The sequence below is a fragment of the Bacillus sp. FJAT-14266 genome, from assembly GCF_001719225.1.
Classification (GTDB): domain Bacteria; phylum Bacillota; class Bacilli; order Bacillales; family Bacillaceae; genus Bacillus; species Bacillus subtilis.
Map to the genome: position 1 here is coordinate 1,979,292 of NZ_CP017072.1, position 23,959 is coordinate 2,003,250.

The 23,959-nt window shown below is 42.6% G+C and carries 28 protein-coding genes and 2 riboswitches; of the genes, 24 read left to right on the forward strand and 4 right to left on the reverse strand.

Translation table 11 applies throughout. The annotated features are described in order from the left end of the window. Positions 1–4: 4 nt before the first annotated feature. On the forward strand, positions 5–211 hold the full coding sequence (locus tag BGM23_RS10470; RefSeq protein ID WP_003230483.1) for a zinc ribbon domain-containing protein: 207 nt from the start codon (positions 5–7) through the stop codon (positions 209–211). On the opposite strand, the gene BGM23_RS21415 is transcribed toward BGM23_RS10470, so the two are convergent. After that, on the reverse strand, positions 154–393 hold the full coding sequence (locus tag BGM23_RS21415; RefSeq protein ID WP_015251784.1) for a hypothetical protein: 240 nt from the start codon (positions 391–393) through the stop codon (positions 154–156). The genes BGM23_RS10470 and BGM23_RS21415 overlap by 58 nt on opposite strands. A gap of 239 nt (positions 394–632) precedes the next feature. Here BGM23_RS21415 and sipS point away from each other — a divergent pair, with 239 nt between their 5' ends. From sipS to ribT, 7 genes are all read left to right on the forward strand, one after another. Further along, a complete protein-coding gene (gene sipS / locus BGM23_RS10475) occupies positions 633–1,184 on the forward strand; it encodes a signal peptidase I sipS (protein ID WP_015251786.1) in 552 nt (183 codons plus the stop codon). Positions 1,185–1,418: 234 nt separating this feature from the next. Then, positions 1,419–1,763: a hypothetical protein gene (locus tag BGM23_RS10480; RefSeq protein WP_003230488.1), complete on the forward strand. Its 345-nt coding sequence runs from the start codon at positions 1,419–1,421 to the stop codon at positions 1,761–1,763. 119 nt (positions 1,764–1,882) lie between these two features. Further along, positions 1,883–2,027: riboswitch (FMN riboswitch) on the forward strand. Between the two features lie 129 nt (positions 2,028–2,156). Then, complete coding sequence (gene ribD, locus BGM23_RS10485; RefSeq protein WP_015714195.1) at positions 2,157–3,242, forward strand: bifunctional diaminohydroxyphosphoribosylaminopyrimidine deaminase/5-amino-6-(5-phosphoribosylamino)uracil reductase RibD; 1,086 nt, start codon at positions 2,157–2,159, stop codon at positions 3,240–3,242. 10 nt (positions 3,243–3,252) lie between these two features. Further along, the gene (ribE, locus tag BGM23_RS10490) at positions 3,253–3,900 is read left to right on the forward strand and encodes a riboflavin synthase subunit alpha (RefSeq protein ID WP_014480161.1); all 648 of its coding nucleotides are present in this window, start codon (positions 3,253–3,255) and stop codon (positions 3,898–3,900) included. Positions 3,901–3,914: 14 nt separating this feature from the next. Continuing rightward, positions 3,915–5,111 (forward strand): bifunctional 3,4-dihydroxy-2-butanone-4-phosphate synthase/GTP cyclohydrolase II, encoded by a 1,197-nt coding sequence (locus BGM23_RS10495; RefSeq protein ID WP_015714194.1) that lies wholly within the window; start codon positions 3,915–3,917, stop codon positions 5,109–5,111. Between the two features lie 32 nt (positions 5,112–5,143). Beyond that, positions 5,144–5,608 carry a 6,7-dimethyl-8-ribityllumazine synthase gene (gene ribH / locus BGM23_RS10500; RefSeq protein WP_003223915.1) on the forward strand — a complete coding sequence of 155 codons (465 nt, stop codon included), beginning with the start codon at positions 5,144–5,146 and terminating at the stop codon, positions 5,606–5,608. Between the two features lie 112 nt (positions 5,609–5,720). Continuing rightward, positions 5,721–6,095, forward strand: coding sequence for a GNAT family N-acetyltransferase RibT (gene ribT / locus BGM23_RS10505; RefSeq protein ID WP_003223910.1), 375 nt, complete (start codon positions 5,721–5,723; stop codon positions 6,093–6,095). A 13-nt stretch (positions 6,096–6,108) separates the two neighbouring features. Here the strand turns inward: ribT and BGM23_RS10510 are convergent, their stop codons facing one another. Beyond that, on the reverse strand, positions 6,109–6,633 hold the full coding sequence (locus BGM23_RS10510; protein ID WP_015714193.1) for a DUF309 domain-containing protein: 525 nt from the start codon (positions 6,631–6,633) through the stop codon (positions 6,109–6,111). Positions 6,634–6,906: 273 nt separating this feature from the next. Here BGM23_RS10510 and scpA point away from each other — a divergent pair, with 273 nt between their 5' ends. From scpA to aroD, 15 genes are all read left to right on the forward strand, one after another. After that, positions 6,907–7,662 carry a segregation/condensation protein A gene (gene scpA, locus BGM23_RS10515; protein ID WP_015714192.1) on the forward strand — a complete coding sequence of 252 codons (756 nt, stop codon included), beginning with the start codon at positions 6,907–6,909 and terminating at the stop codon, positions 7,660–7,662. Beyond that, positions 7,652–8,245, forward strand: coding sequence for an SMC-Scp complex subunit ScpB (scpB, locus tag BGM23_RS10520; protein ID WP_015714191.1), 594 nt, complete (start codon positions 7,652–7,654; stop codon positions 8,243–8,245). The genes scpA and scpB overlap by 11 nt, the downstream gene beginning before the upstream one ends. Positions 8,246–8,299: 54 nt before the next feature. Continuing rightward, positions 8,300–8,839 (forward strand): YpuI family protein, encoded by a 540-nt coding sequence (locus BGM23_RS10525; protein WP_014477219.1) that lies wholly within the window; start codon positions 8,300–8,302, stop codon positions 8,837–8,839. A gap of 122 nt (positions 8,840–8,961) precedes the next feature. After that, positions 8,962–10,110 carry a D-alanyl-D-alanine carboxypeptidase DacB gene (gene dacB / locus BGM23_RS10530; RefSeq protein ID WP_003230505.1) on the forward strand — a complete coding sequence of 383 codons (1,149 nt, stop codon included), beginning with the start codon at positions 8,962–8,964 and terminating at the stop codon, positions 10,108–10,110. After that, on the forward strand, positions 10,098–10,688 hold the full coding sequence (gene spmA / locus BGM23_RS10535; RefSeq protein WP_004398980.1) for a spore maturation protein SpmA: 591 nt from the start codon (positions 10,098–10,100) through the stop codon (positions 10,686–10,688). The genes dacB and spmA overlap by 13 nt, the downstream gene beginning before the upstream one ends. Positions 10,689–10,692: 4 nt before the next feature. Continuing rightward, positions 10,693–11,229, forward strand: a complete 537-nt coding sequence (spmB, locus tag BGM23_RS10540; protein ID WP_003230509.1) for a spore maturation protein SpmB — start codon at positions 10,693–10,695, stop codon at positions 11,227–11,229. Between the two features lie 91 nt (positions 11,230–11,320). After that, a complete protein-coding gene (gene rluB, locus BGM23_RS10545) occupies positions 11,321–12,055 on the forward strand; it encodes a 23S rRNA pseudouridine(2605) synthase RluB (protein WP_004398815.1) in 735 nt (244 codons plus the stop codon). Positions 12,056–12,149: 94 nt separating this feature from the next. Continuing rightward, on the forward strand, positions 12,150–12,689 hold the full coding sequence (gene resA / locus BGM23_RS10550; RefSeq protein ID WP_003230513.1) for a thiol-disulfide oxidoreductase ResA: 540 nt from the start codon (positions 12,150–12,152) through the stop codon (positions 12,687–12,689). Then, positions 12,686–14,314, forward strand: a complete 1,629-nt coding sequence (resB, locus tag BGM23_RS10555) for a cytochrome c biogenesis protein ResB (protein ID WP_015251793.1) — start codon at positions 12,686–12,688, stop codon at positions 14,312–14,314. The genes resA and resB overlap by 4 nt, the downstream gene beginning before the upstream one ends. A gap of 19 nt (positions 14,315–14,333) precedes the next feature. Continuing rightward, positions 14,334–15,509 carry a cytochrome c biogenesis protein ResC gene (resC, locus tag BGM23_RS10560; RefSeq protein WP_015714189.1) on the forward strand — a complete coding sequence of 392 codons (1,176 nt, stop codon included), beginning with the start codon at positions 14,334–14,336 and terminating at the stop codon, positions 15,507–15,509. 80 nt (positions 15,510–15,589) lie between these two features. Further along, positions 15,590–16,312 (forward strand): DNA-binding response regulator ResD, encoded by a 723-nt coding sequence (gene resD / locus BGM23_RS10565; protein ID WP_003246107.1) that lies wholly within the window; start codon positions 15,590–15,592, stop codon positions 16,310–16,312. Continuing rightward, a complete protein-coding gene (gene resE, locus BGM23_RS10570; RefSeq protein ID WP_015714187.1) occupies positions 16,309–18,078 on the forward strand; it encodes a sensor histidine kinase ResE in 1,770 nt (589 codons plus the stop codon). The genes resD and resE overlap by 4 nt, the downstream gene beginning before the upstream one ends. Before the next feature lie 203 nt (positions 18,079–18,281). Then, a complete protein-coding gene (sigX, locus tag BGM23_RS10575; protein WP_003230521.1) occupies positions 18,282–18,866 on the forward strand; it encodes an RNA polymerase sigma factor SigX in 585 nt (194 codons plus the stop codon). Continuing rightward, positions 18,802–19,905: an anti-sigma-X factor RsiX gene (gene rsiX / locus BGM23_RS10580; protein ID WP_015714186.1), complete on the forward strand. Its 1,104-nt coding sequence runs from the start codon at positions 18,802–18,804 to the stop codon at positions 19,903–19,905. Before sigX ends, rsiX begins: the two co-directional genes overlap by 65 nt. Before the next feature lie 111 nt (positions 19,906–20,016). Beyond that, positions 20,017–20,784: a type I 3-dehydroquinate dehydratase gene (gene aroD, locus BGM23_RS10585; protein WP_015714185.1), complete on the forward strand. Its 768-nt coding sequence runs from the start codon at positions 20,017–20,019 to the stop codon at positions 20,782–20,784. A gap of 42 nt (positions 20,785–20,826) precedes the next feature. Here the strand turns inward: aroD and serA are convergent, their stop codons facing one another. Beyond that, positions 20,827–22,404, reverse strand: coding sequence for a phosphoglycerate dehydrogenase (gene serA / locus BGM23_RS10590; RefSeq protein ID WP_004398713.1), 1,578 nt, complete (start codon positions 22,402–22,404; stop codon positions 20,827–20,829). Between the two features lie 208 nt (positions 22,405–22,612). Continuing rightward, positions 22,613–22,747, forward strand: a riboswitch (FMN riboswitch). A gap of 153 nt (positions 22,748–22,900) precedes the next feature. Between serA and fmnP the strand changes: the two genes are divergently transcribed. Beyond that, entirely contained in the window at positions 22,901–23,473 is a 573-nt protein-coding gene (gene fmnP, locus BGM23_RS10595) for a riboflavin transporter FmnP (RefSeq protein WP_004399159.1), read from the forward strand. A gap of 39 nt (positions 23,474–23,512) precedes the next feature. On the opposite strand, the gene BGM23_RS10600 is transcribed toward fmnP, so the two are convergent. Further along, positions 23,513–23,761 (reverse strand): ferredoxin, encoded by a 249-nt coding sequence (locus tag BGM23_RS10600; protein WP_003225461.1) that lies wholly within the window; start codon positions 23,759–23,761, stop codon positions 23,513–23,515. Between the last annotated feature and the right edge of the window lie 198 nt (positions 23,762–23,959).

The window sequence follows — 23,959 nt, forward strand, 5'->3', positions numbered from 1 at the left end:
CGATATGGACAACAAAGGCTGTATAAAATGCGGCAGTACTGAAGCCGGACAAAAAGAAATAGCCACAACCGGCACGGGATTATCAAAGCTGTTTGACGTGCAGCATAACCGATTTCTAGTGGTTTACTGTAAGAACTGCGGATATTCAGAGTTTTATAATAAAGAGTCTTCAACTGCCGGGAATATATTGGATTTATTTTTTGGAGGCTGATCCATGTTTTCGAGCTTGAATGATTTTAAACATATTATGAAAGCAAAAAACGGGGTGCGGTTATCACCTGTGAAATAGATTGCCGCAAACATTCCAGTAACCTTCTTGATGTGAATTGTTTTGTCAAGTGCCATGGATATCATGGACTGGGAGATAAATGAACAAACTGTTCGTAACCTCATGCCTTATATACGATCTAAAGATTTAGCATATGAGAACTCTCTTTCTTCTGAGTCCATCGCTTCTGAATTATGCGATTCATTTCTTTCAATATTTGCAGGCTTAGTTATGATCGACAAGAAAAATAGGCATGATGTGGGTAGAAGATGTGTTTGTAAAATCACTTCAATGGTCCTAATGGGATTTTTTTTCGATTCGTGATAACATAAATTGAAGACCGTTGTTTATTGGAGGAAATCAGTTGAAATCAGAAAATGTTTCGAAGAAAAAATCAATATTAGAATGGGCAAAAGCAATTGTGATTGCTGTCGTTCTTGCTTTGCTCATCCGTAACTTTATTTTTGCGCCGTATGTCGTTGATGGTGACTCTATGTATCCTACACTTCACAACCGTGAAAGGGTCTTTGTCAATATGACAGTCAAATACATCGGCGAGTTTGATAGAGGAGACATCGTCGTGTTAAACGGAGATGATGTTCACTATGTCAAACGTATTATCGGCCTTCCCGGCGATACGGTTGAGATGAAAAATGACCAGCTCTATATTAACGGGAAAAAGGTGGACGAACCTTATTTGGCAGCTAATAAAAAGATAGCGAAACAGGACGGTAAACATTTGACCGATGATTTCGGCCCGGTTAAAGTGCCTGATAACAAGTATTTTGTGATGGGTGACAATCGTCGGAATTCCATGGACAGCCGTAACGGACTTGGCCTCTTCACGAAAAAACAAATTGCGGGTACATCAAAGTTTGTATTCTACCCGTTTAACGAAATGCGCAAAACAAATTAGGATCAAGCAGTTTCCCATTGGGGCTGCTTTTTTTATATCTTTTTTACGGTCATCCCCTAAAAACAGAACATAAATTCGTATATCTATAGAAAAGAAATTTTTGCAGAAATGTGAAACATATTCCCGTTATGCATCGTTATATTAATAATTTACGAGAATTTACGGTTTTTTATTCATGAAAAAAAGGAATAACTCATATGAATGAATAGATTCATATTGGCTGGAGGTTTAGAAATGGGAAGAATAAAAACCAAGATTACCATTCTGTTAGTGCTTTTGCTTTTACTTGCAGGCGGTTATATGTACATAAATGATGTTGAGCTGAAGGATGTTCCGACAGCAATTGGACAAACCTTGTCCTCGGAAGAAGAGGAATACACCATCCAGGAATATAAAGTGACGAAAATTGACGGCTCAGAGTATCATGGAGTAGCAGAAAACGGAACGAAAATCATCTTCAACGGAAAAAAATTAAATCAGGATTTATCTGATATAAAAGAAGGTGACAAGATTAAGGCATACTTCAGCAAATCAAAGCGGATCGACGGATTAATCAAGGTTGCAAAAGTGAATGATTAAAAAACATCACCTTTCGGATCGAAGGGTGATGTTTTGTTTTTCTCAAATTGTAAGTTTATTTCATTGCGTACTTTAAAAAGGATCGCTATAATAGCCAATAAGGACAAATGAATAAAGATTGTATCCTTCGGGGCAGGGTGGAAATCCCGACCGGCGGTAGTAAAGCACATTTGCTTTAGAGCCCGTGACCCGTGTGCATAAGCACGCGGTGGATTCAGTTTAAGCTGAAGCCGACAGTGAAAGTCTGGATGGGAGAAGGATGATGAGCCGCTATGCAAAATGTTTAAAAATGCATAGTGTTATTTCCTATTGCGTAAAATACCTAAAGCCCCGAATTTTTTATAAATTCGGGGCTTTTTTGACGGTAAATAACAAAAGAGGGGAGGGAAACAAATGGAAGAGTATTATATGAAGCTGGCCTTAGATCTTGCGAAGCAGGGCGAAGGACAGACCGAATCCAATCCGCTCGTCGGCGCTGTTGTCGTAAAGGACGGACAAATTGTCGGAATGGGCGCCCATTTAAAATATGGTGAAGCTCATGCAGAAGTTCATGCCATCCATATGGCTGGAGCACATGCAGAGGGTGCCGACATTTACGTTACACTCGAACCGTGCAGCCATTACGGAAAAACACCGCCATGTGCAGAATTGATTATCAACTCTGGCATCAAAAGAGTGTTCGTGGCGATGAGAGATCCTAATCCGCTTGTGGCTGGAAGAGGGATCAGCATGATCAAAGAAGCCGGCATTGAGGTAAGGGAAGGTATCCTGGCAGACCAGGCGGAGAGGCTGAATGAAAAATTTCTGCACTTTATGAGGACAGGCCTTCCGTACGTCACGCTAAAAGCGGCTGCCAGCCTTGACGGCAAGATAGCTACCAGCACGGGTGACAGCAAATGGATCACGTCAGAGGCTGCAAGACAGGATGCTCAGCAATACAGGAAAACACACCAAAGCATTTTAGTCGGAGTTGGCACAGTGAAAGCCGACAATCCGAGCTTAACCTGCAGACTGCCGAATGTAACAAAACAGCCGGTTCGGGTCATACTTGATACCGTACTCTCGATTCCTGAGGACGCTAAAGTGATTTGCGATCAAATAGCGCCGACATGGATTTTTACGACGGCACGCGCAGACGAGGAAAAGAAAAAACGGCTTTCAGCTTTCGGAGTGAACATATTTACACTTGAAACCGAGCGCATTCAAATTCCCGATGTTTTGAAGATCCTAGCGGAAGAAGGCATCATGTCGGTGTATGTGGAAGGCGGTTCAGCTGTTCACGGAAGCTTTGTCAAAGAAGGCTGTTTTCAAGAAATCATCTTCTATTTTGCCCCTAAACTAATCGGAGGAACGCATGCTCCCAGCTTAATCTCCGGTGAAGGTTTTCAATCAATGAAAGATGTCCCCTTATTACAATTCACTGATATAACCCAAATCGGCCGTGATATCAAACTGACGGCAAAACCGACAAAGGAATAGGATGGTGACCATGTTTACAGGAATTATCGAAGAAACAGGCACAATCGAATCCATGAAAAAAGCAGGGCATTCAATGGCCTTAACTATTAAATGCTCAAAGATTTTAGAGGATGTTCATCTTGGCGACAGCATTGCAGTGAACGGCATTTGTCTGACTGTCACTGATTTTACAAAAAATCAATTCACAGTGGATGTTATGCCTGAAACAGTCAAAGCTACGTCACTGAATGATTTAACAAAAGGAAGCAAAGTAAATCTGGAAAGAGCGATGGCGGCAAACGGCCGTTTCGGAGGCCATTTCGTCTCAGGCCATGTCGACGGAACTGCGGAAATCACACGAATTGAAGAGAAAAGCAACGCAGTTTACTATGATTTAAAAATGGACCCGTCATTAACAAAAACATTGGTTTTAAAGGGATCAATTACTGTGGATGGCGTGAGCTTAACCATATTCGGCCTGACAGAAGACACAGTGACGATCTCCTTAATACCGCATACGATCAGCGAAACGATTTTTTCAGAAAAAACGATCGGCTCTAAAGTGAATATCGAATGCGATATGATCGGAAAATATATGTATCGATTTTTGCATAAAGCCAATGAAAATAAGACCCAACAAACCATTACAAAAGCCTTCTTAAGCGAAAACGGCTTTTAGAGAGGAAGATTTGCATGTTTCATCCGATAGAAGAAGCACTGGACGCTTTAAAAAAAGGCGAAGTCATCATCGTTGTAGATGATGAAGACAGAGAAAATGAAGGAGACTTTGTGGCTCTTGCCGAGCATGCAACGCCGGAAGTCATTAACTTTATGGCGACACATGGGAGAGGACTGATCTGCACGCCGCTCAGTGAGGAAATCGCAGACAGGCTTGATCTTCACCCTATGGTTGAGCATAATACAGATTCTCACCACACTGCATTTACCGTAAGTATAGACCATCGTGAAACGAAGACAGGTATCAGCGCTCAAGAAAGATCTTTTACCGTTCAAGCATTGCTGGACAGCACATCCGTGCCATCTGATTTTCAGCGTCCGGGGCACATTTTTCCGCTGATTGCGAAAAAAGGAGGTGTCCTGAAAAGAGCGGGCCATACAGAAGCTGCTGTTGATCTTGCTGAAGCCTGCGGATCTCCAGGAGCCGGCGTCATTTGTGAAATTATGAATGAAGACGGAACGATGGCGAGAGTACCTGAGCTCATTGAAATTGCGAAAAAGCATCAATTAAAAATGATCACCATTAAGGATTTGATTCAATACCGTTACAATCTGACAACACTTGTCGAGCGTGAAGTTGACATTACGCTGCCTACTGATTTTGGGACATTTAAGGTTTATGGATACACAAATGAGGTAGATGGAAAAGAGCATGTCGCATTTGTGATGGGAGATGTGCCGTTCGGAGAAGAACCGGTATTGGTCCGGGTGCATTCAGAATGTCTCACAGGTGACGTGTTTGGCTCTCATCGCTGTGATTGTGGACCGCAGCTGCACGCCGCGCTGAACCAAATTGCCGCAGATGGCCGTGGAGTGCTCCTGTACTTGCGCCAAGAAGGACGAGGCATCGGTTTAATCAATAAATTAAAAGCTTATAAGCTTCAGGAACAAGGCTATGACACCGTAGAAGCCAATGAGGCGCTTGGATTCTTGCCGGATCTTCGCAACTATGGCATCGGAGCACAAATTTTACGCGACCTCGGTGTCCGGAATATGAAGCTTTTGACGAATAATCCGCGAAAAATCGCAGGCCTTGAAGGCTACGGACTCAGTATTTCAGAAAGAGTGCCGCTTCAAATGGAGGCGAAAGAACACAATAAAAAATATTTGCAAACCAAAATGAACAAGCTAGGTCATTTACTTCATTTCTAATCACAAATATCACAAAAAAGGATGGGAATCATATGAATATCATACAAGGAAATTTAGTTGGTACAGGTCTTAAAATCGGAATCGTAGTAGGAAGATTTAATGATTTTATTACGAGCAAGCTGCTGAGCGGAGCAGAAGATGCGTTGCTCAGACATGGCGTAGACACAAATGACATTGATGTGGCTTGGGTTCCAGGCGCATTTGAAATACCGTTTGCTGCGAAAAAAATGGCGGAAACAAAAAAATATGATGCTATTATCACATTGGGCACTGTCATCAGAGGCGCGACGACACATTACGATTATGTCTGCAATGAAGCTGCAAAAGGCATCGCGCAAGCAGCAAACACTACTGGTGTACCTGTCATCTTTGGAATTGTAACAACTGAAAACATCGAACAGGCTATCGAGCGTGCCGGCACAAAAGCGGGCAACAAAGGTGTAGATTGTGCTGTTTCTGCCATTGAAATGGCAAATTTAAACCGCTCATTTGAATAATTTGCTGAAAACAGTTTAAAAATATGGCGAAAATGATATAATGTGAGAAAACGGATCACCTATTCGTATCCGTTAATAGCAGACTGGACATTTTGGATATAGAGGGGTTTTTATGTTAATTCGTTATAAAAAATCGTTTGAAAAGATTGCGATGGGGCTTCTTTCGTTTATGCCGAATGAAAAAGACCTTAAGCAGCTTCAGCAGACAATTAAGGACTACGAAACGGATACAGACCGCCAGCTCTTTCTTTGGAAAGAGGACGAGGATATCGTTGGAGCAATCGGAGTCGAAAAAAAGGATTCTGAGGTTGAGATCCGGCATATCAGTGTGAATCCTTCTCATCGCCATCAAGGAATCGGAAAACAGATGATGGATGCTTTAAAGCATTTATTCAAAACGCAAGTACTGGTTCCAAATGAATTAACGCAGAGCTTTTTCGAACGTTGTCAAGGTCAGCAGGATCAAGACATTTCATACAATAATTAAGCAGAGGCTGTGATCAGTCTCTGCTTTTTTTTCTGCGTTCTATTTCTTTTTCACGTTCACGGATGACGTCAGTCCGATCCCGCAAACGGTGTTTGTCGATAAGAAATATGTTGCTGAGTGCACTGGGCTGCCCCCATGTATACTTTTTTTTCCTGCATTCGATCCTGCATGCTTCCTCCAGTTTCTTATCTTTGATTGGCAGCATAATGCTTTTATAGGCAGAGCCCGTTTCAATTTGTTCGTAAACCGATTGCATAAGTTCGAGCAAACGGCCATGATCAAGCCCTAAGTCTTCGACTGCCCGGTGTTCTGCTTGAAGAATCCGGATGCTGTTCGCCATCAGTCTTTTTGCCCCGGCTGTATTCTGCCTTCTGTGATGATATAAAGCAACTGCAAGCTGAATAAAGCCCACCCAATAGCGTTTTCGTTTCTTTGGCGGATCTTCCTTCCAATATTCTTCTAATATTTCATGGCATTCAAAATAATCCCGTGTCGCGTGAAACTCAACGAGATAATCTATATAAGCTTTCGGATACAAGGTGCTTCCTCCTTTAATGTGCTTTTAGTGTACCATAGAAGGGATAAAAGGAAAAAAGAACGCTCGGCCTCTATTAGAAAGGAAAACCAGAAGCTAAGGCTTTTTCTCCCGCTTCAGCGCTCCGAGCAAACACCTCTCGTGTTTTGAATATTCTGCATAAACTTGTTCAAAACAGGAAATGAAATAGTATTGGACGAGAGCTTTTTGGTGGCTTATACTATAGGGTAGCCAGTTTTTTCGGCAATGAGAGTGATACTTGAAAATGGTGAGATGATGGAAGAATATCAAGTGAAAATTGATACGTTTGAGGGCCCATTGGACCTGCTGCTTCATTTAATCAATCGTCTTGAAATTGACATATATGATATACCTGTGGCGAAGATCACTGAACAATATTTATTATATGTACATACGATGCGTGTGCTTGAGCTCGATATGGCCAGCGAGTATTTGGTTATGGCTGCCACGCTGCTCAGCATTAAAAGCAGAATGCTGCTCCCGAAGCAAGAGGAGGAGCTTTTTGAAGATGAATTGCTTGAAGAAGAAGATCCGCGGGAGGAACTGATTGAAAAGCTGATTGAGTATCGAAAATATAAAGATGCGGCGAAGGAATTAAAAGAACGGGAAGAAGAAAGACAAAAATCGTTCACGAAACCGCCGAGTGATTTGAGTGAATATGCAAAAGAAGTAAAACAGTCTGAGCAAAAGCTCTCTGTCACGGTCTATGATATGATCGGAGCTTTTCAAAAAGTGCTGAAACGCAAAAAAATAAACAGGCCGATGGAAACAACAATTACAAGACAGGACATACCAATCGAAGCCAGAATGAACGAAATCGTGCACAGCTTGAAATCTAGAGGAACGAGAATCAACTTTATGGATCTGTTTCCATATGAGCAAAAAGAACATTTAGTAGTGACCTTTCTAGCTGTTCTCGAGCTGATGAAAAATCAGCTGGTCCTCATTGAACAGGAGCACAATTTTTCAGATATTTACATTACGGGGAGTGAATCCATTCATGGGGCTTGATATCGTGAATTGGAAAGCTATTGTGGAAGCCCTTCTTTATGCGGCAGGCGATGAAGGGCTTACAAAAAAGCAGCTGTTAACAGTGCTTGAAATCGAAGAGCCTGAACTGAACACTGTCATGGCGGATGTGGCGGACGAATACCGCGGAGATACACGAGGGATTGAACTTATTGAGTATGCAGATACGTACATGCTCTCTACCAAAAAAGACTTTGCGCCTTACTTGAAAAAACTGATTGAAGTGCCGTCAAAGGGCCTTTCTCAAGCATCTTTAGAAGTACTGGCCATTGTTTCATACAAACAGCCAATTACGAGAGCAGAAATTGAAGAAATCAGAGGAGTAAAATCAGAGCGGATTTTACACAGTCTTGTCGCGAAGGCGCTATTGTGTGAAGTAGGGCGTGCCGATGGTCCGGGGCGGGCCATTTTATACGGTACTACGCCGACTTTTCTTGAACAATTCGGTCTGAAAACGCTGGACGAGCTTCCGCCGCTGCCTGAAAATGCGGAAGAAGACGTTCTTCAAGAAGAAGCAGATTTATTTTTTGAAAACTTTAACCAAACCTTCGAAGATATAAAATAGAAGTTTAATGAATCGCGCTTTTTCATCATCATAAGATATAAGGAAGAAGCTATCATGAAAGAAGCAAAATGTGAGAGACAAAGACATGAGGGGAAGATACCAAACGAAATGGGACATTCGATTGTGCGAGCGCAGACTCAAAAAACAGGCGAATTCTTATCAATGGTTGTCAATACCGTGAACGATTACCTAAATCAAACGACGCTTGAGTCCTTACAGGCTGAATTGCCTATTGAAAAAGGATACTGCTGTGATGTGCTGAGCACTCTGAGAAGAATGGCAGTATTTTGTGAAGGAGGCGCAGAAGCGTGCCGCCGTCTCCTGATGCAGGAGCCTTTTCAGGAAGCCAGAGCGGAAAAAACACTTTATAATGTGTATCACCAATGCATTGAAGAGTTCTTTATGCCGAAAAAAGACACGTGGTGTGAAAATAGCCGGGCGTCTTATACCGGGGTCAGCGCAATTGAGTTTTATCATGCTGTTCCTGCGTCGCTTGAGCAATTATTATTGCCGTTGAGCGCGGCCTTTCTGAAGATGAGGGAAGAGCTGGCTCATTACGAAGCGTCCGGATCAAGCATGGCGCCAATCAGATAACGTTTACTCTCCCTTTTTCAGGGAGAGTTTTTTTATGTTTGCTTCCAGAAATATAATTGTTATTCATAACTGATGGACATGCGCATAAACTTGTACAAACCACCACAAGGACGTGAGCAAACATGCGCATTTTCAAAAAAGCAGTATTCGTGATCATGATTTCTTTTCTTATTGCAACTGTAAATGTGAATACAGCACATGCTGCTATAGATGTCAGTGCAAAAAGCGCGATCATTATTGACGGTGCGTCAGGCAGAGTGTTATATGCCAAGGATGAGCATCAAAAAAGGCGGATCGCGAGCATCACAAAAATTATGACCGCCGTCCTCGCCATCGAATCCGGCAAAATGGATCAAACGGTGACGGTTTCGGCAAATGCTGTCAGAACAGAAGGCTCCGCCATTTATTTAACAGAAGGTCAAAAAGTAAAGCTGAAAGATCTTGTGTATGGCCTGATGCTAAGATCAGGAAACGACGCCGCTGTCGCGATTGCTGAGCATGTCGGTGGGAGCCTCGATGGGTTTGTTTATATGATGAATCAAAAAGCCGAGCAGCTTGGTATGAAGAACACCCGTTTTCAAAACCCGCACGGATTGGACGACCATGAAAATCATTATTCAACAGCCTATGACATGGCCATTTTAACTAAGTATGCTATGAAGCTGAAAGACTATCAAAAGATTTCAGGCACAAAAATATACAAAGCGGAAACGATGGAAAGCGTATGGAAAAACAAAAATAAACTGCTGACCATGCTATATCCGTACAGCACAGGAGGAAAAACAGGCTATACAAAACTTGCAAAACGGACACTGGTCTCTACGGCTTCAAAGGACGGCATTGACCTGATAGCCGTCACCATTAATGACCCTAATGATTGGGATGACCATATGAAGATGTTTAACTATGTGTTTGAGCATTATCAAACCTATTTAATTGCAAAAAAAGGGGATATTCCAAAGCTGAAAGGCACATTTTATGAATCGAAGGCTTTTATCAAACGTGATATCACCTATTTGCTGACCGAAGAGGAAAAAGAAAATGTAAAAATTAATACCACACTGCTCAAGCCGAAAAAAGCATGGGAAAAAGATGCCTCGAAAATCCCTGACATCGTAGGGCACATGGAGATCATGTTCAACGATGCAACCATCGCAAAAGTGCCGATCTATTATGAAAATGAGCGGCATCAAAAACCGAAGAAACAATTTTTTGAAACGTTTAAATCAATCTTTCTGAATGCGGCAGGCGGAGCAAAATGGTCAATATAATTTGGGTCAGTTTAACCGTGATCGGACTCGTTTTTGCGATGTGCAACGGAACTCTGCAAGATGTAAATGAAGCCGTGTTTAAGGGTGCAAAAGAAGCGATTACGATCTCATTTGGATTGATGAGCGTGCTTGTTTTCTGGCTTGGCTTAATGAAAATCGCCGAGCAGTCAGGGCTTTTGGATATTTTCAGCCGGATGTGCAGGCCTTTTATATCTAAACTGTTCCCTGATATACCGCCGGATCACCCGGCGATGGGCTATATTTTATCTAATCTTATGGCGAATTTCTTCGGCCTCGGAAATGCAGCAACTCCGCTTGGCATTAAAGCAATGGAACAAATGAAAAAGCTGAACGGAAACCGATCGGAAGCAAGCCGGTCGATGATTACTTTTTTAGCTGTTAATACGTCCTGCATCACACTCATCCCGACAACGGTGATCGCTGTCCGAATGGCTTATTCCTCCAAAACGCCGACAGATATCGTCGGGCCAAGCATTTTGGCAACGCTTATTTCCGGAATCGGTGCCATTATCATTGATCGGTATTTTTATTACCGCCGCAAAAAGAAGGGAAGGTGAGCGGATGGAAATCATCAACTGGCTGTCTTTAGCCATGATTCCAATCATTATTGCCGGAATTCTTCTTTATGGAACGATCAAAAAGGTTCCGACATATGAATCGTTTGTCGAAGGCGGGAAAGAGGGGATAGAAATTGCCTTTTCCATTATCCCCTATTTAGTCGGAATGCTTGTCGCTATAACTGTTTTCAGATCATCAGGCGCGCTTGATTTTATAATGGATCTTTTAAAACCGGCTTTCTCCGCTATCGGCATCCCTGCTGAAGTAGTGCCGCTTGCTCTGATCCGCCCGATCTCCGGTACGGCCGCACTTGGAATGACGACCGATTTAATTGCAGTATACGGGCCCGATTCCTTTATCGGCAGGCTGGCTTCCGTCATGCAGGGATCTACAGATACAACGCTTTACGTACTGACTGTGTATTTCGGAGCAGTCGGCATTAAAAAAATGGGTGATGCATTAAAGGTGGGACTTCTTGCAGATTTAATCGGCGTAGTTGCATCTATCATCATCGTTACGTTATTATTTGGGAGCGCCTGAAAACGGCGTTTTTTTTAGATTTGGCATAGGAATTTGAAAAAGCTTGTTTGTTAAGGTTGAAAAAAGTAAGATAATACTTGAGGTGAAAGACATGGAAAGACTGCAAAAAGTGATTGCTCATGCCGGAGTTGCGTCGCGCAGAAAGGCAGAAGAGCTGATTAAAGAAGGAAAAGTAAAGGTGAATGGCAAAGTAGTAACAGAGCTAGGTGTTAAGGTCACCGGTTCTGATCAGATTGAGGTAAACGGGTTAAAGGTTGAACGCGAAGAGCCGGTTTACTTTCTCTTATATAAACCAAGAGGCGTTATTTCCGCAGCGCAAGATGATAAAGGACGCAAAGTGGTGACGGACTTTTTTAAAAATATTCCGCAGCGCATTTATCCGATTGGGCGTCTGGACTATGATACGAGCGGTCTTTTGCTTTTAACCAATGACGGCGAATTCGCCAATAAGCTAATGCATCCTAAGTATGAAATAGACAAAACATACGTGGCGAAGGTGAAAGGAATCCCGCCTAAAGAGCTGCTCAGAAAGCTGGAGCGCGGAATTAGGCTGGAGGAAGGCAAAACAGCGCCTGCTAAAGCGAAGCTGCTGTCTTTGGATAAGAAAAAGCAGACAAGCATTATTCAGCTGACGATCCATGAGGGACGCAACAGACAGGTGCGCCGCATGTTTGAAGCGATCGGACATGAGGTAATCAAGCTGAAGCGTGAGGAATACGCGTTTTTAAACCTGCGAGGCTTGCACACGGGCGATGCCAGAGAGCTTACGCCTCACGAAGTAAAAAGGCTCAGAGCACTGGCGGATCACGGTAAAAACGCTTTCTAAATTTCACATAACCTTCAAAAAGTAAGAAATGTGAAATGAACGTGCAATGATATAATTGAATGGATCTGCAATAGGGGGAAGGGGGCAGTGGACAATGAAGAAAAAAAGGCGTTTATTCATTCGGACCGGCATCCTTCTCGTTTTAATCTGCGCACTCGGCTATACCATTTACAACGCTGTATTTGCCGGCAAAGAGAGTATATCCGAAGGGTCCGACGCACCGAATTTTGTCCTAGAGGATACGAATGGGAAACGTATCGAGCTCAGTGACTTAAAAGGGAAAGGTGTTTTTTTGAATTTCTGGGGTACATGGTGTGAACCGTGCAAAAAAGAGTTTCCTTATATGGCAAACCAATATAAGCATTTTAAAAGCCAAGGTGTTGAAATTGTCGCTGTAAATGTTGGGGAGTCAAAGATAGCAGTACATAATTTTATGAAATCCTACGGAGTCAATTTCCCGGTTGTTCTGGATACAGATCGCCAAGTGCTTGATGCCTATGACGTATCTCCGCTTCCGACAACCTTTTTGATCAATCCGGAAGGAAAAGTTGTCAAGGTGGTGACCGGCACTATGACAGAAAGCATGATACACGATTATATGAATCTCATAAAACCCGGAGAGACTTCGGGATGAAGCAAGTCAAATGTGAATGCGGACATATAAACCCGGTCGGAACCGTTTTATGCGAATCGTGCGGAAGAGCTCTTCAGGAAACTCAACCTCCGCTCGCTGATATGAGATATGACGGAAGCGCAAGACGTTCGCAAACCTATAACAAAACGATCATCGACAAAATTTGGAATTTCTTTTCCTCGGTTAAGGTGGGAATATGGCTTATCGTCATAACCCTTGCCGCATCAGCGTTCGGCACCATTTTTCCCCAGGAAGCCTATCTGCCTCCGGGCGCACAGGCTGATACTTATTACAAGGAGCAGTACGGCACGTTCGGCCAGCTTTATTATTTGCTCGGGTTTCATCACTTATATGGTTCTTGGTGGTATTTGCTGCTCATTGCCTCGATCGGCATTTCACTCGTGATTTGCAGCCTTGATCGGGTCATTCCGTTGTACAGAGCGTTAAAAAACCAAGGCGTCAGAAGGAGCCCGGCCTTTTTAAGAAGGCAGCGCTTGTTCAGTGAAACAGTTACTGTACTGAACGGGGAATCGAAAGAAAAGATAGTTTCTCTATTAAAGAAAAAACATTATAGAATCAGAGAAAAAGAGGGCAGCATTCTTGCTGAAAAAGGACGCTTTTCCCGCTGGGGCCCGTATGTCAACCATATTGGATTGATCATCTTTCTGATTGGTGCGATGCTGAGATTTGTGCCTGGCATGTACGTCGATGAGACGCTTTGGGTCAGAGAAGGCGAAACCGCAGCAATTCCGGGTACAGACGGAAAATATTATTTGAAAAACAATCAATTCAGCGTAGAGACCTATAACAGCAAAACGGAAAAAAAGGTATTTGCAGATGCCATTGACAGAGTCGGGGACGGTAGAGTGGCAAAGAACTTTCAAACCGATGCCGTACTCTACAAGAGAGAAGGGAAAATTGTTTATGGCGAGAAGCCGAAGCTGAAAAAAGTAACAGAAGAAGACATCCGTGTCAATCAGCCGCTGCGTTTTGATTCTTTTTCCGTTTACCAGGTGGATTACAAAGAGAATCAGCTTGACCAAATGGTGTTCCAGCTGATTGATAAAAAAACAAAAAAATCCTTTGGGAGCCTGAAGATCAACCTTCTGGATCCAGATTCAGTCTATGATCTTGGCAACGGTTACAAGGTGGAAATCGCCAGCTACCTGCCTGACTTCTATTTTAATCAGGACGGAGAGCCGAGCACAAAAACAAAGATCCCTAACAATCCGGCTTTTGTCTTTAATATCATAACGCCGGACAAACCGAAAGGCGAAAAGAGCTTTGTCGCCATCCAAGAAACCATCGAAGGATCAGGCAATAATAAATACAAGCTGAAATTTGACCATGTCGAAACGAAAAACATTACTGGACTTACAGTCAGAAAGGATCTGACACTCTGGGTGCTTGCTGTCGGCGGAGCCATTTTTATGATCGGTGTTATTCAAGGTATGTACTGGCAGCATCGAAGAATTTGGCTGCACTCACAGGACGGTGCAGTTATGGTAGCGGGGCATACCAATAAAAACTGGTTTGGCCTGAAGAAGGATTTAGCATTTATATTGGCTGATTCCGGACTGACTGAACCGGTGGACCAAAAAGAATTAATCAAAACACAGAAATAGGCGAAAAGGGAGTGATGTCATGGCAGAGCTGAGCGGAAATTTTCTTTATGCGGCCTTTCTTGTGTATTTAATCGCTGTCCCAATCTTCGGCGGGGCCATACGCGGGAATAAAGATAAAAAGGGCAGGCCAAACCGATGGGCCAACATTGGAATCACCCTTTCTATTGTTGGTTTTTTCTGCCACCTTGGATATTTCATCACAAGGTGGGCTGCCAGCGGCCATGCGCCTGTCAGCAATATGTTTGAATTCACCACCGCTTTTGGCATGATGCTTGTTTTGGCGTTTATCATTCTTTATTTTCTCTATAGATTGCCTTCATTAGGTCTGTTTACGCTGTCAATTGCTTTATTGCTGATTGCCTACGCCAGCATGTTTCCAACAGATATCTCGCCTTTAATTCCTTCGCTCCAAAGCAACTGGCTGTATATTCATGTAACAACGGCCGCGCTTGGGCAAGCTATACTTGCCATCAGCTTTGTCGCTGGTGTCATCTTTCTTTTGAAGCATGTAGACCAGACAAAGCCAAGCAAAAAGACCTTCTGGCTTGAAGCGATTATGTTTATCCTGGTCACAACCGTCGCCTTTATTGCAATCACATCAGCATTTCGTCTTGCAGGCTATGAAGCGGAGTTTAACTGGGTGGACAAAAATAAAGAAAAAAGCGTGATGGTGTACGAAATGCCCGCGCTTGTCGGTCCGCATCAGGGAGAGCTTTTGACCGAAGGAAGAATGGAACCGCTTGTTGATCTTCCCGCGCTTTTCTCAGGCAGAAAAGTGAACACTGTCATTTGGTCATTTGGAGCAGGTCTTGTGTTGTATGGGGCTCTCCGTCTGATCATCAGAAAAAGAATCAGCGCTCTATTACATCCGCTGGTGAAAAACGTCAATCTTGATCTGGTGGATGAGGTTGGGTACAGGGCCGTATCAATCGGATTTCCGATCTTTACACTCGGCGCGCTGATCTTTGCAATGATTTGGGCTCAGCTCGCGTGGACCAGATTTTGGGGCTGGGACCCTAAGGAAGTATGGGCGCTGATCACATTTTTGTTCTATGCCGCTTACTTGCATTTAAGACTGTCAAGAGGCTGGCACGGTGAGAAGTCAGCATGGCTGGCCGTAATCGGTTTTGCTATTATTATGTTTAATTTAATATTCGTAAATCTTGTGCTTGCCGGACTTCATTCTTATGCATAGTCCTTTGAAAGCGACACAGTTCTCAAACTTTCTCACGATTTGATAAAATGAAAGTAACAGAAGGAAAGCAGGGGGAAAACATGGACCAAACGAACGAAACAAAAATATTAGTAGTTGATGACGAAGCCAGAATTCGCCGCCTTTTAAGAATGTATCTTGAACGTGAAAATTATGCTATAGATGAAGCGGAAAATGGTGATGAGGCCATTGCCAAAGGGCTTGAAGCCAATTATGACTTAATTTTGCTTGATCTGATGATGCCGGGGACTGATGGAATTGAAGTGTGCCGGCAAATTCGTGAAAAAAAAGCGACACCCATTATTATGCTGACCGCAAAAGGAGAAGAAGCAAACCGGGTGCAGGGGTTTGAAGCGGGAACAGATGATTATATTGTTAAGCCGTTCAGCCCGAGAGAAGTCGTGCTGCGTGTAAAGGCCCTTTTGAGAAGAGCATCCCAAACCTCTTATTTCAATGCCAATACACCGACGAAAAATGTGCTCGTGTTTTCACATCTGTCCATAGACCATGACGCTCACCGCGTAACAGCTGATGGTACAGAAGTGAGCCTGACGCCAAAAGAGTATGAGCTTCTATATTTCTTAGCGAAAACGCCTGACAAGGTGTATGATCGGGAAAAGCTTCTGAAAGAAGTGTGGCAATATGAGTTTTTTGGTGATTTACGGACAGTGGACACTCACGTCAAACGCTTGAGAGAGAAGCTGAACAAGGTTTCTCCGGAGGCTGCGAAAAAAATTGTCACCGTATGGGGTGTAGGTTATAAATTTGAGGTCGGCGCTGAATGAAATTTTGGAAAAGCGTAGTAGGCAAGCTGTGGTTTACGATCCTTTCACTCGTCTTGATCGTATTGTTCATTTTAACGGTTCTTTTGCTGGAGTTTATTGAAAACTACCATGTGGAAGAAGCCGAGAATGATTTAACACAGCTTGCGAATAAAGTTGCTGTCATCCTAGAAAATCACGAGGACCAGGCACTGGCAAGGTCAATCACTTGGGAGCTCGCTGATAACTTAACAAGCATTGCCATCATCCAGGATGAGAAGAACCACTGGTATTCTCCGAATGATAAAAATCGCCTGTCGTCTATTACGGTTGAGCAAATACAGCATGACAAAGACTTAAATAAAGCTCTCAAAGACCATAAAAAAGTAAGCAAACGGACGGGACTGAGCGATACAGACACGGATAATGAACGCCTGATTGTAGGTGTCCCGTATGAAAAAGACGGAAAGAAAGGCATGGTCTTTTTATCCCAGTCTTTGCTTGCCGTTAAAGATACAACAAAACATACGACCCGCTATATTTTTCTTGCCGCTGGAATTGCGATTGTGCTGACCACATTTTTCGCATTCTTTTTATCAAGCAGGGTCACGTACCCTCTCCGAAAAATGAGAGAAGGCGCGCAGGATTTGGCGAAGGGCAAGTTCGATACAAAAATCCCGATTTTAACTCAGGATGAAATCGGTGAACTGGCGACCGCTTTTAATCAAATGGGCCGGCAGCTTAACTTTCATATCAATGCGCTCAATCAAGAAAAAGAGCAGCTTTCTAACATTTTGAGCAGTATGGCTGACGGGGTTATTACCATTAATATTGACGGTACGATTCTTGTGACCAACCCGCCGGCTGAACGTTTTCTTCAGGCTTGGTATTATGAACAGAACATGAATATCAAAGAAGGCGACAACCTTCCGCCTGAAGCAAAAGAGCTGTTTCAAAACGCTGTCAGCACTGAAAAAGAACAAATGATTGAGATGACGCTGCAAGGCAGATCATGGGTGCTTTTGATGTCGCCGCTTTATGCGGAATCGCACGTAAGAGGAGCGGTTGCCGTACTGCGTGACATGACAGAAGAACGCCGCCTTGATAAGCTGCGGGAGGACTTTATCGCAAATGTCAGTCATGAGCTGAGAACACCGATCTCCATGCTTCAGGGATACAGTGAAGCAATTGTTGATGACATTGCAAGCTCTGAAGAAGACCGGAAAGAAATTGCCCAAATCATTTATGACGAATCACTCCGAATGGGCCGTTTAGTTAATGATTTGCTTGATTTAGCCCGAATGGAATCAGGCCATACAGGCTTACATTATGAAAAAATCAATGTGAATGAGTTTTTAGAAAAGATCATTCGGAAGTTTTCCGGTGTTGCTAAAGAAAAAAATATTGCTTTACATCATGACATTTCTCTCACAGAAGAGGAATTTATGTTTGATGAAGACAAGATGGAGCAGGTATTTACCAATTTGATCGATAACGCGCTGCGGCATACTTCAGCCGGCGGCAGTGTCTCCATTTCAGTCCATTCTGTGAAGGATGGATTGAAAATTGATATCAAAGACTCCGGGTCCGGCATACCGGAAGAAGATCTGCCATTTATCTTTGAACGGTTTTATAAGGCAGATAAAGCGCGGACAAGGGGCAGAGCAGGAACCGGGTTAGGGCTGGCTATCGTTAAAAATATCGTGGAAGCCCACAACGGATCAATCACTGTGCACAGCCGAATAGATAAAGGAACAACATTTACTTTTTATATTCCGACAAAACGGTAAAATCGAGTCTGAATTTGCCGAAGAATCTTGTTCCATAAGAAACACCCGCTGACTGAGCGGGTGTTTTTTTAATAGCCAACATTAATAAAATTTAAGGATATGTTAATATAAATTCCCTTCCAAATTCCAGTTACTCGTAATATAGTTGTAATGTAACTTTTCAAGCTATTCATACGACAAAAAAGTGAACGGAGGGGTTTCAAATGGAAGAAACCTTTCAATTATTATATGATACATATCATCAAGATTTGTACCAATTTTTATTTTATATGGTAAAGGATAAAAACCAGACAGAAGACCTTCTTCAAGAGGTTTATATCCGGGTATTAAATTCTTATCATACGTTTGAAGGAAGAAGCAGTGAAAAAACATGGCTATTGTCTATCGCACGCCATGTTGCGATAGACTGGTTCCGTAAACAGCAAACAATCAGACAGCGTATACTCGGTACATTTGACTGGGATACACAGGATGTCAGGGATCAGCAATTGCTGCCGGACGAACTTGCGGTTCAACATGAAAATGTCCGGGAAATTTATGCTGCGCTTGATCAATGTACAATCGATCAAAGAGCTGTGATTATCTTGCGGTTTATTCAGGGATATTCAATACAGGAAACAGCCAAGGCTCTGCGCTTCTCGGAAAGCAAAGTAAAAACGACCCAACACAGAGGGCTCAAAGTACTTCGGAAACATATGGAGCTTTTGAGGGAGGAGCTAATGGATGATGAAGTCAGAATGGAACGAAGAACAGATAAAGGAGTTGTTAAGTCAACTTCCGGCAGTTAAAGACCATCGTTCGCCTCAGGATATTTACAAGCGGCTGACGATGGCAAAGCGTAAAAATAAGCCCGCTGTCAGGTGGATTGGCCCCGCGTGTGCCGCTGCAATTGCGGTTTATATCGCCTTCATTATTTCTCCTCATTTCTTTGATCAGGCACAGCCTCAACAAAAAGAAGCGTCCCAAGAGAACGCAGTAACGAAAACTGAGACAGAAGACAGCCCAAAAGCTGCATCGTCCTTGGATCATACATCGTTTGTTGTACCTGAAAAGGAACAAGACAATTACATCACTGTAGCAGTTGCTGATGCCGATACATCCGCAATCATACCCGTCAGCATCCAAAAAACAAATGCAGACCAAACGATCCAGGATATGCTGTTTGAAAGTAGTGAATTGGGCATCCTTGATCATGCCATTACAATTCCAACCTTCATAGATGAAGTAGAAATAAAGGAAAAACCAAAGCAGAAGGAATTAAGTATACGAGTCCATCAGCCAGCTACGGCATTTTCTGTAAAAGATGATACACTGTTAAAAAAATTGCTTAAAGAATCCTTAAAATGGAGTCCTTATGAAAAAGTCAAATTTTTATCGGATCAAAATGAGACTGGGGTTCGGATTGGCTCATATGGCACTTTTACGGAAATTTCGATTCCCAAACAGTCAAAAAGAGCTTACTACTTGTACAAAAATAAACAAGGGAACTTTCTCATTCCGTCAGAAAAAACATTTGATACAGTAAAAGAAGCGATTAAGGAAATGGAATCGAGCAGCCAAGAAGATACAACACCGCTTATTCAAGCGGGTGCTGTCCAATCTGTAACGAAGAAACAGAAACACTTATATATCCGCTTTTCAAAGGACTCAGAAGTTGAGGATTCTATTGCCGGTATTTTAATGATTGAGGGACTTCTTTTAACCGCAAAAGAGTTTGGCTTCACAGAAGTGACCTTTACCGAAACCAGAACAAACAAAATCGGCAAATATGACGTATCAGATGCAATTCCGGTACCGGCTGCTCCAAATCCGATTTTCTTAAACTAAAATGGGCCCTTTGAGGCTCTTTTTTAGTTGCTATTCATATAATAGAAATTTTCAAAAAAAAGTTGTACGTGTATAATAAAACAAGGTAACGATTGAAAGGATTTGAGATGAGTGAACGTGTTAACAATTAAAGGAGTTTCCATCGGGGAAGGAATGCCGAAAATCATCGTTCCGCTGATGGGAAAGACGGAAAAACAAATTCTGAATGAAGCAGAGGCAGTAAAATTACTGAATCCGGACATTGTTGAATGGAGAGTCGACGTATTTGAAAAAGCGAATGACAGAGAAGCGGTCACAAAGCTCATTTCTAAGCTTCGTAAATCTTTAGAAGACAAGCTATTTCTATTTACATTCAGAACCCACAAAGAGGGCGGGAGCATGGAGATGGACGAAAGCTCCTATCTTGCTTTGCTGGAATCGGCAATCCAAACAAAAGACATCGATCTGATAGACATCGAATTATTTTCAGGAGATGCAAATGTAAAAGCGTTAGTATCGCTGGCGGAAGAAAACAACGTCTATGTGGTGATGTCAAATCACGACTTTGAAAAAACACCTGTAAAAGATGAAATTCTTTCCAGACTTCGAAAAATGCAGGACTTAGGCGCGCATATTCCAAAAATGGCTGTCATGCCGAATGATACTGGAGATCTCCTAACACTGCTTGATGCGACGTATACAATGAAAACAAAATATGCAGACCGCCCCATTATTACAATGTCAATGGCTGCAACAGGGCTCATCAGCAGGCTGAGCGGTGAGGTTTTTGGATCGGCTTGTACTTTTGGAGCTGGAGAAGAGGCGTCCGCACCAGGCCAAATTCCTGTTTCTGAGCTAAGGAGTGTCTTAGATATTTTGCATAAAAACACACGGGGATAGAACAATAAAAAAACTCAAGCTATATAGCTTGAGTTTTTTTAATTATGGCAGATCAATGAGCTTCACAGACACAATATCAGGGACATTTGTTAGTTCTTTCACAATTTTATCTTCCAGATGTCTGTCAAAGGAAAGCATCATGATGGCTTCTCCGCCTTTTTCCTTACGGCCAACCTGCATAGTTGCAATGTTAATATCATTATCTCCGAGAATACGTCCTACTCGGCCGATGACACCTGTTGTATCTTGATGCTGGATATACACCAAGTGACCAGTCGGATAAAAATCAATATTAAATCCATTGATCTCGACAATTCGTTCTCCGAAATGAGGAATATACGTAGCCGTTACAGTAAAGGTGCTGCGGTCTCCTGTCACTTTTACGCTGATGCAGTTATCGTATCCAGATTCAGAAGAGGAAATTTTTTCACTGAAGCTGATGCCGCGTTCTTTTGCGACACCCCCGGCATTGACCTCGTTAACAGTAGAGTCAACGCGCGGTTTTAAAAAGCCTGACAGAAGGGCTTTTGTAATGAACGATGTTTCGAGTTTAGCAATTGTGCCTTCATATTGAATGGCAACATCCTGTACTGGTTCTTTCATGCACTGTGATACAAGGCTGCCAATTTTTCCTGCAATTTGATGGTAAGGCTTAATTTTAGCAAATTCATCTTTTGTCATGGCAGGCAGGTTGATAGCTGACATGACAGGCAGGCCTTTTGCGAACTGCAGAACTTCTTCTGACACTTGGGCGGCGACATTGAGCTGTGCTTCTTTCGTTGATGCTCCCAAGTGAGGAGTGGCAATGACTAATGGATGATCAACAAGTTTGTTGTCAACTGGCGGTTCGACTTCGAAAACGTCAAGCGCTGCTCCCGCAACATGCCCGTTTTCCAAAGCTTCGAGAAGTGCTGCTTCATCGATAATTCCGCCTCGCGCACAGTTAATTAAGCGAACGCCTTTTTTCGTTTTTGCAATCGTTTCTTTATTCAATAAGCCTTTTGTTTCTTTTGTTAAAGGCGTGTGAACGGTAATGATATCCGCACTTTCAAGCACTTCTTCAAATGTACGGCTGTTTACGCCGATTTTTTTCGCTCTTTCTTCCGTTAAGAAAGGATCAAAAACGTGCACAGTCATACCGAACGCTCTCGCACGCTGTGCAATTTCACTTCCGATTCGGCCTAATCCTACAATACCAAGCGTTTTTCCATAGAGCTCTGAACCCACATAAGCTGTGCGGTTCCACTCTCTGGATTTCACTGAGATATTAGCCTGCGGAATGTGTCTCATTAAAGAAGAGATCATTGCAAATGTATGCTCAGCTGTCGAAATGGTGTTGCCGTTCGGAGCATTGATCACGATTACCCCGTGTTTCGTAGCCTCATCAATATCGATATTATCGACACCGACACCGGCTCTTCCGACAATTTTTAAAGAAGTCATTTTGTTGAAAAGGTCTTCTGTTACTTTTGTCGCACTTCGCACCAAAAGAGCATCAAAAGTATGTAATTCATCTTCTGCATCTGCTACGTTTTTTTGAACGATTTCAATAAAGTCTGATTCAATAAGTGGCTGTAAACCGTCGTTGCTCATTTTGTCTGAGACCAATACTCGAAACATCGTTAGATTTCCTCCTAAATTGACAAACTAAATATCTGATAATTTAACATATTCTCAAAAGAGTGTCAACGTGTATTGACGCAGTAAAGGATAAAAGTAAAGCCTAATAAATCAATGATCTGACAGCTTGCAGGTAATATATATAATTTGAAGCAATTCTCTATACAGCCAACCAGTTATCGTTTATAATGTAATTAAATTTCATATGATCAATCTTCGGGGCAGGGTGAAATTCCCTACCGGCGGTGATGAGCCAATGGCTCTAAGCCCGCGAGCTGTCTTTACAGCAGGATTCGGTGAGATTCCGGAGCCGACAGTACAGTCTGGATGGGAGAAGATGGAGGTTCATAAGCGTTTTGAAATTGAATTTTTCAAACGTTTCTTTGCCTAGCTTAATTTTCGAAACCCCGCTTTTATATATGAAGCGGTTTTTTTATTGGCTGGAAAAGAACCTTTCCGTTTTCGAGTAAGATGTGATCGAAAAGGAGAGAATGAAGTGAAAGTAAAAAAATTAGTTGTGGTCAGCATGCTGAGCAGCATTGCATTTGTTTTGATGCTGTTAAATTTCCCGTTTCCGGGTCTTCCGGATTATTTAAAAATCGATTTTAGCGACGTTCCCGCTATTATTGCCATTCTGATTTACGGACCTTTGGCGGGTATTGCCGTAGAAGCGATAAAAAATGTTCTTCAGTATATCATTCAGGGAAGCATGGCCGGAGTTCCTGTAGGGCAAGTTGCGAATTTTATTGCAGGAACACTCTTTATATTACCGACTGCTTTCTTATTTAAAAAACTCAACTCAGCAAAGGGCTTGGCTGTCAGCCTGCTTTTGGGAACTGCAGCGATGACCATTTTAATGAGTATTTTAAATTATGTTCTGATTCTTCCGGCATACACGTGGTTTTTACATTCACCGGCATTATCCGACAGCGCGCTAAAAACAGCAGTCGTCGCAGGTATCCTGCCGTTTAACATGATAAAAGGTATTGTAATTACGGTTGTATTCTCACTAATTTTTATCAAGCTTAAGCCATGGATTGAGCAGCAGCGAAGTGCACATATCCATTAAATAAAAAAGCTCCCGTTCGGGAGCTTTTTTTAGTTACTTCTATTCAAATTTAAGCGGGTCGCCTTCAAATGGCTCATCCGCCACTTTGATGGAATCAGTAGGGCATCCTTCAAATGCGTCAATCATATCTTCTTCCAGTACCTCAGGAACTTCGACAACACCTTTGTTTTCATCAAGCGTTACGAACGCGATGCCTTCATCATCGTAATCGTAAATGTCTGGTGCAGCAGCTCCGCAAGCGCCGCATGCAATACATGTATCTTTGTCTACGATTGTGTACTTTGCCATGAATAAAACCTCCCAGATTGTTCTTGGTGGAACAAATGGATCAATCTTTATATTTAATCAATTTAACACCTATTCCTCTTACTTATTGTAATGATGTTGCTGCCACATTTCAACAGAAAAATGATTGAGAATGCTTATCACATAAGGGGTTATCTACATAACATCCCCCTTAATGATGACTTTAAACGTCGATTTCTG

Coding starts and splice junctions, on each gene's coding strand:
- BGM23_RS10470 (WP_003230483.1), top strand. CDS start 5: ATGGACAACAAAGGCTGTATAAAATGCGGCAGTACTGAAGCCGGACAA.
- BGM23_RS21415 (WP_015251784.1), bottom strand. CDS start 393: ATGAGGTTACGAACAGTTTGTTCATTTATCTCCCAGTCCATGATATCC.
- BGM23_RS10480 (WP_003230488.1), top strand. CDS start 1,419: ATGGGAAGAATAAAAACCAAGATTACCATTCTGTTAGTGCTTTTGCTT.
- ribD (WP_015714195.1), top strand. CDS start 2,157: ATGGAAGAGTATTATATGAAGCTGGCCTTAGATCTTGCGAAGCAGGGC.
- ribE (WP_014480161.1), top strand. CDS start 3,253: ATGTTTACAGGAATTATCGAAGAAACAGGCACAATCGAATCCATGAAA.
- BGM23_RS10495 (WP_015714194.1), top strand. CDS start 3,915: ATGTTTCATCCGATAGAAGAAGCACTGGACGCTTTAAAAAAAGGCGAA.
- ribH (WP_003223915.1), top strand. CDS start 5,144: ATGAATATCATACAAGGAAATTTAGTTGGTACAGGTCTTAAAATCGGA.
- ribT (WP_003223910.1), top strand. CDS start 5,721: ATGTTAATTCGTTATAAAAAATCGTTTGAAAAGATTGCGATGGGGCTT.
- scpA (WP_015714192.1), top strand. CDS start 6,907: ATGGAAGAATATCAAGTGAAAATTGATACGTTTGAGGGCCCATTGGAC.
- scpB (WP_015714191.1), top strand. CDS start 7,652: ATGGGGCTTGATATCGTGAATTGGAAAGCTATTGTGGAAGCCCTTCTT.
- BGM23_RS10525 (WP_014477219.1), top strand. CDS start 8,300: ATGAAAGAAGCAAAATGTGAGAGACAAAGACATGAGGGGAAGATACCA.
- dacB (WP_003230505.1), top strand. CDS start 8,962: ATGCGCATTTTCAAAAAAGCAGTATTCGTGATCATGATTTCTTTTCTT.
- spmA (WP_004398980.1), top strand. CDS start 10,098: ATGGTCAATATAATTTGGGTCAGTTTAACCGTGATCGGACTCGTTTTT.
- spmB (WP_003230509.1), top strand. CDS start 10,693: ATGGAAATCATCAACTGGCTGTCTTTAGCCATGATTCCAATCATTATT.
- rluB (WP_004398815.1), top strand. CDS start 11,321: ATGGAAAGACTGCAAAAAGTGATTGCTCATGCCGGAGTTGCGTCGCGC.
- resA (WP_003230513.1), top strand. CDS start 12,150: ATGAAGAAAAAAAGGCGTTTATTCATTCGGACCGGCATCCTTCTCGTT.
- resB (WP_015251793.1), top strand. CDS start 12,686: ATGAAGCAAGTCAAATGTGAATGCGGACATATAAACCCGGTCGGAACC.
- resC (WP_015714189.1), top strand. CDS start 14,334: ATGGCAGAGCTGAGCGGAAATTTTCTTTATGCGGCCTTTCTTGTGTAT.
- resD (WP_003246107.1), top strand. CDS start 15,590: ATGGACCAAACGAACGAAACAAAAATATTAGTAGTTGATGACGAAGCC.
- resE (WP_015714187.1), top strand. CDS start 16,309: ATGAAATTTTGGAAAAGCGTAGTAGGCAAGCTGTGGTTTACGATCCTT.
- sigX (WP_003230521.1), top strand. CDS start 18,282: ATGGAAGAAACCTTTCAATTATTATATGATACATATCATCAAGATTTG.
- rsiX (WP_015714186.1), top strand. CDS start 18,802: ATGATGAAGTCAGAATGGAACGAAGAACAGATAAAGGAGTTGTTAAGT.
- serA (WP_004398713.1), bottom strand. CDS start 22,404: ATGTTTCGAGTATTGGTCTCAGACAAAATGAGCAACGACGGTTTACAG.
- BGM23_RS10600 (WP_003225461.1), bottom strand. CDS start 23,761: ATGGCAAAGTACACAATCGTAGACAAAGATACATGTATTGCATGCGGC.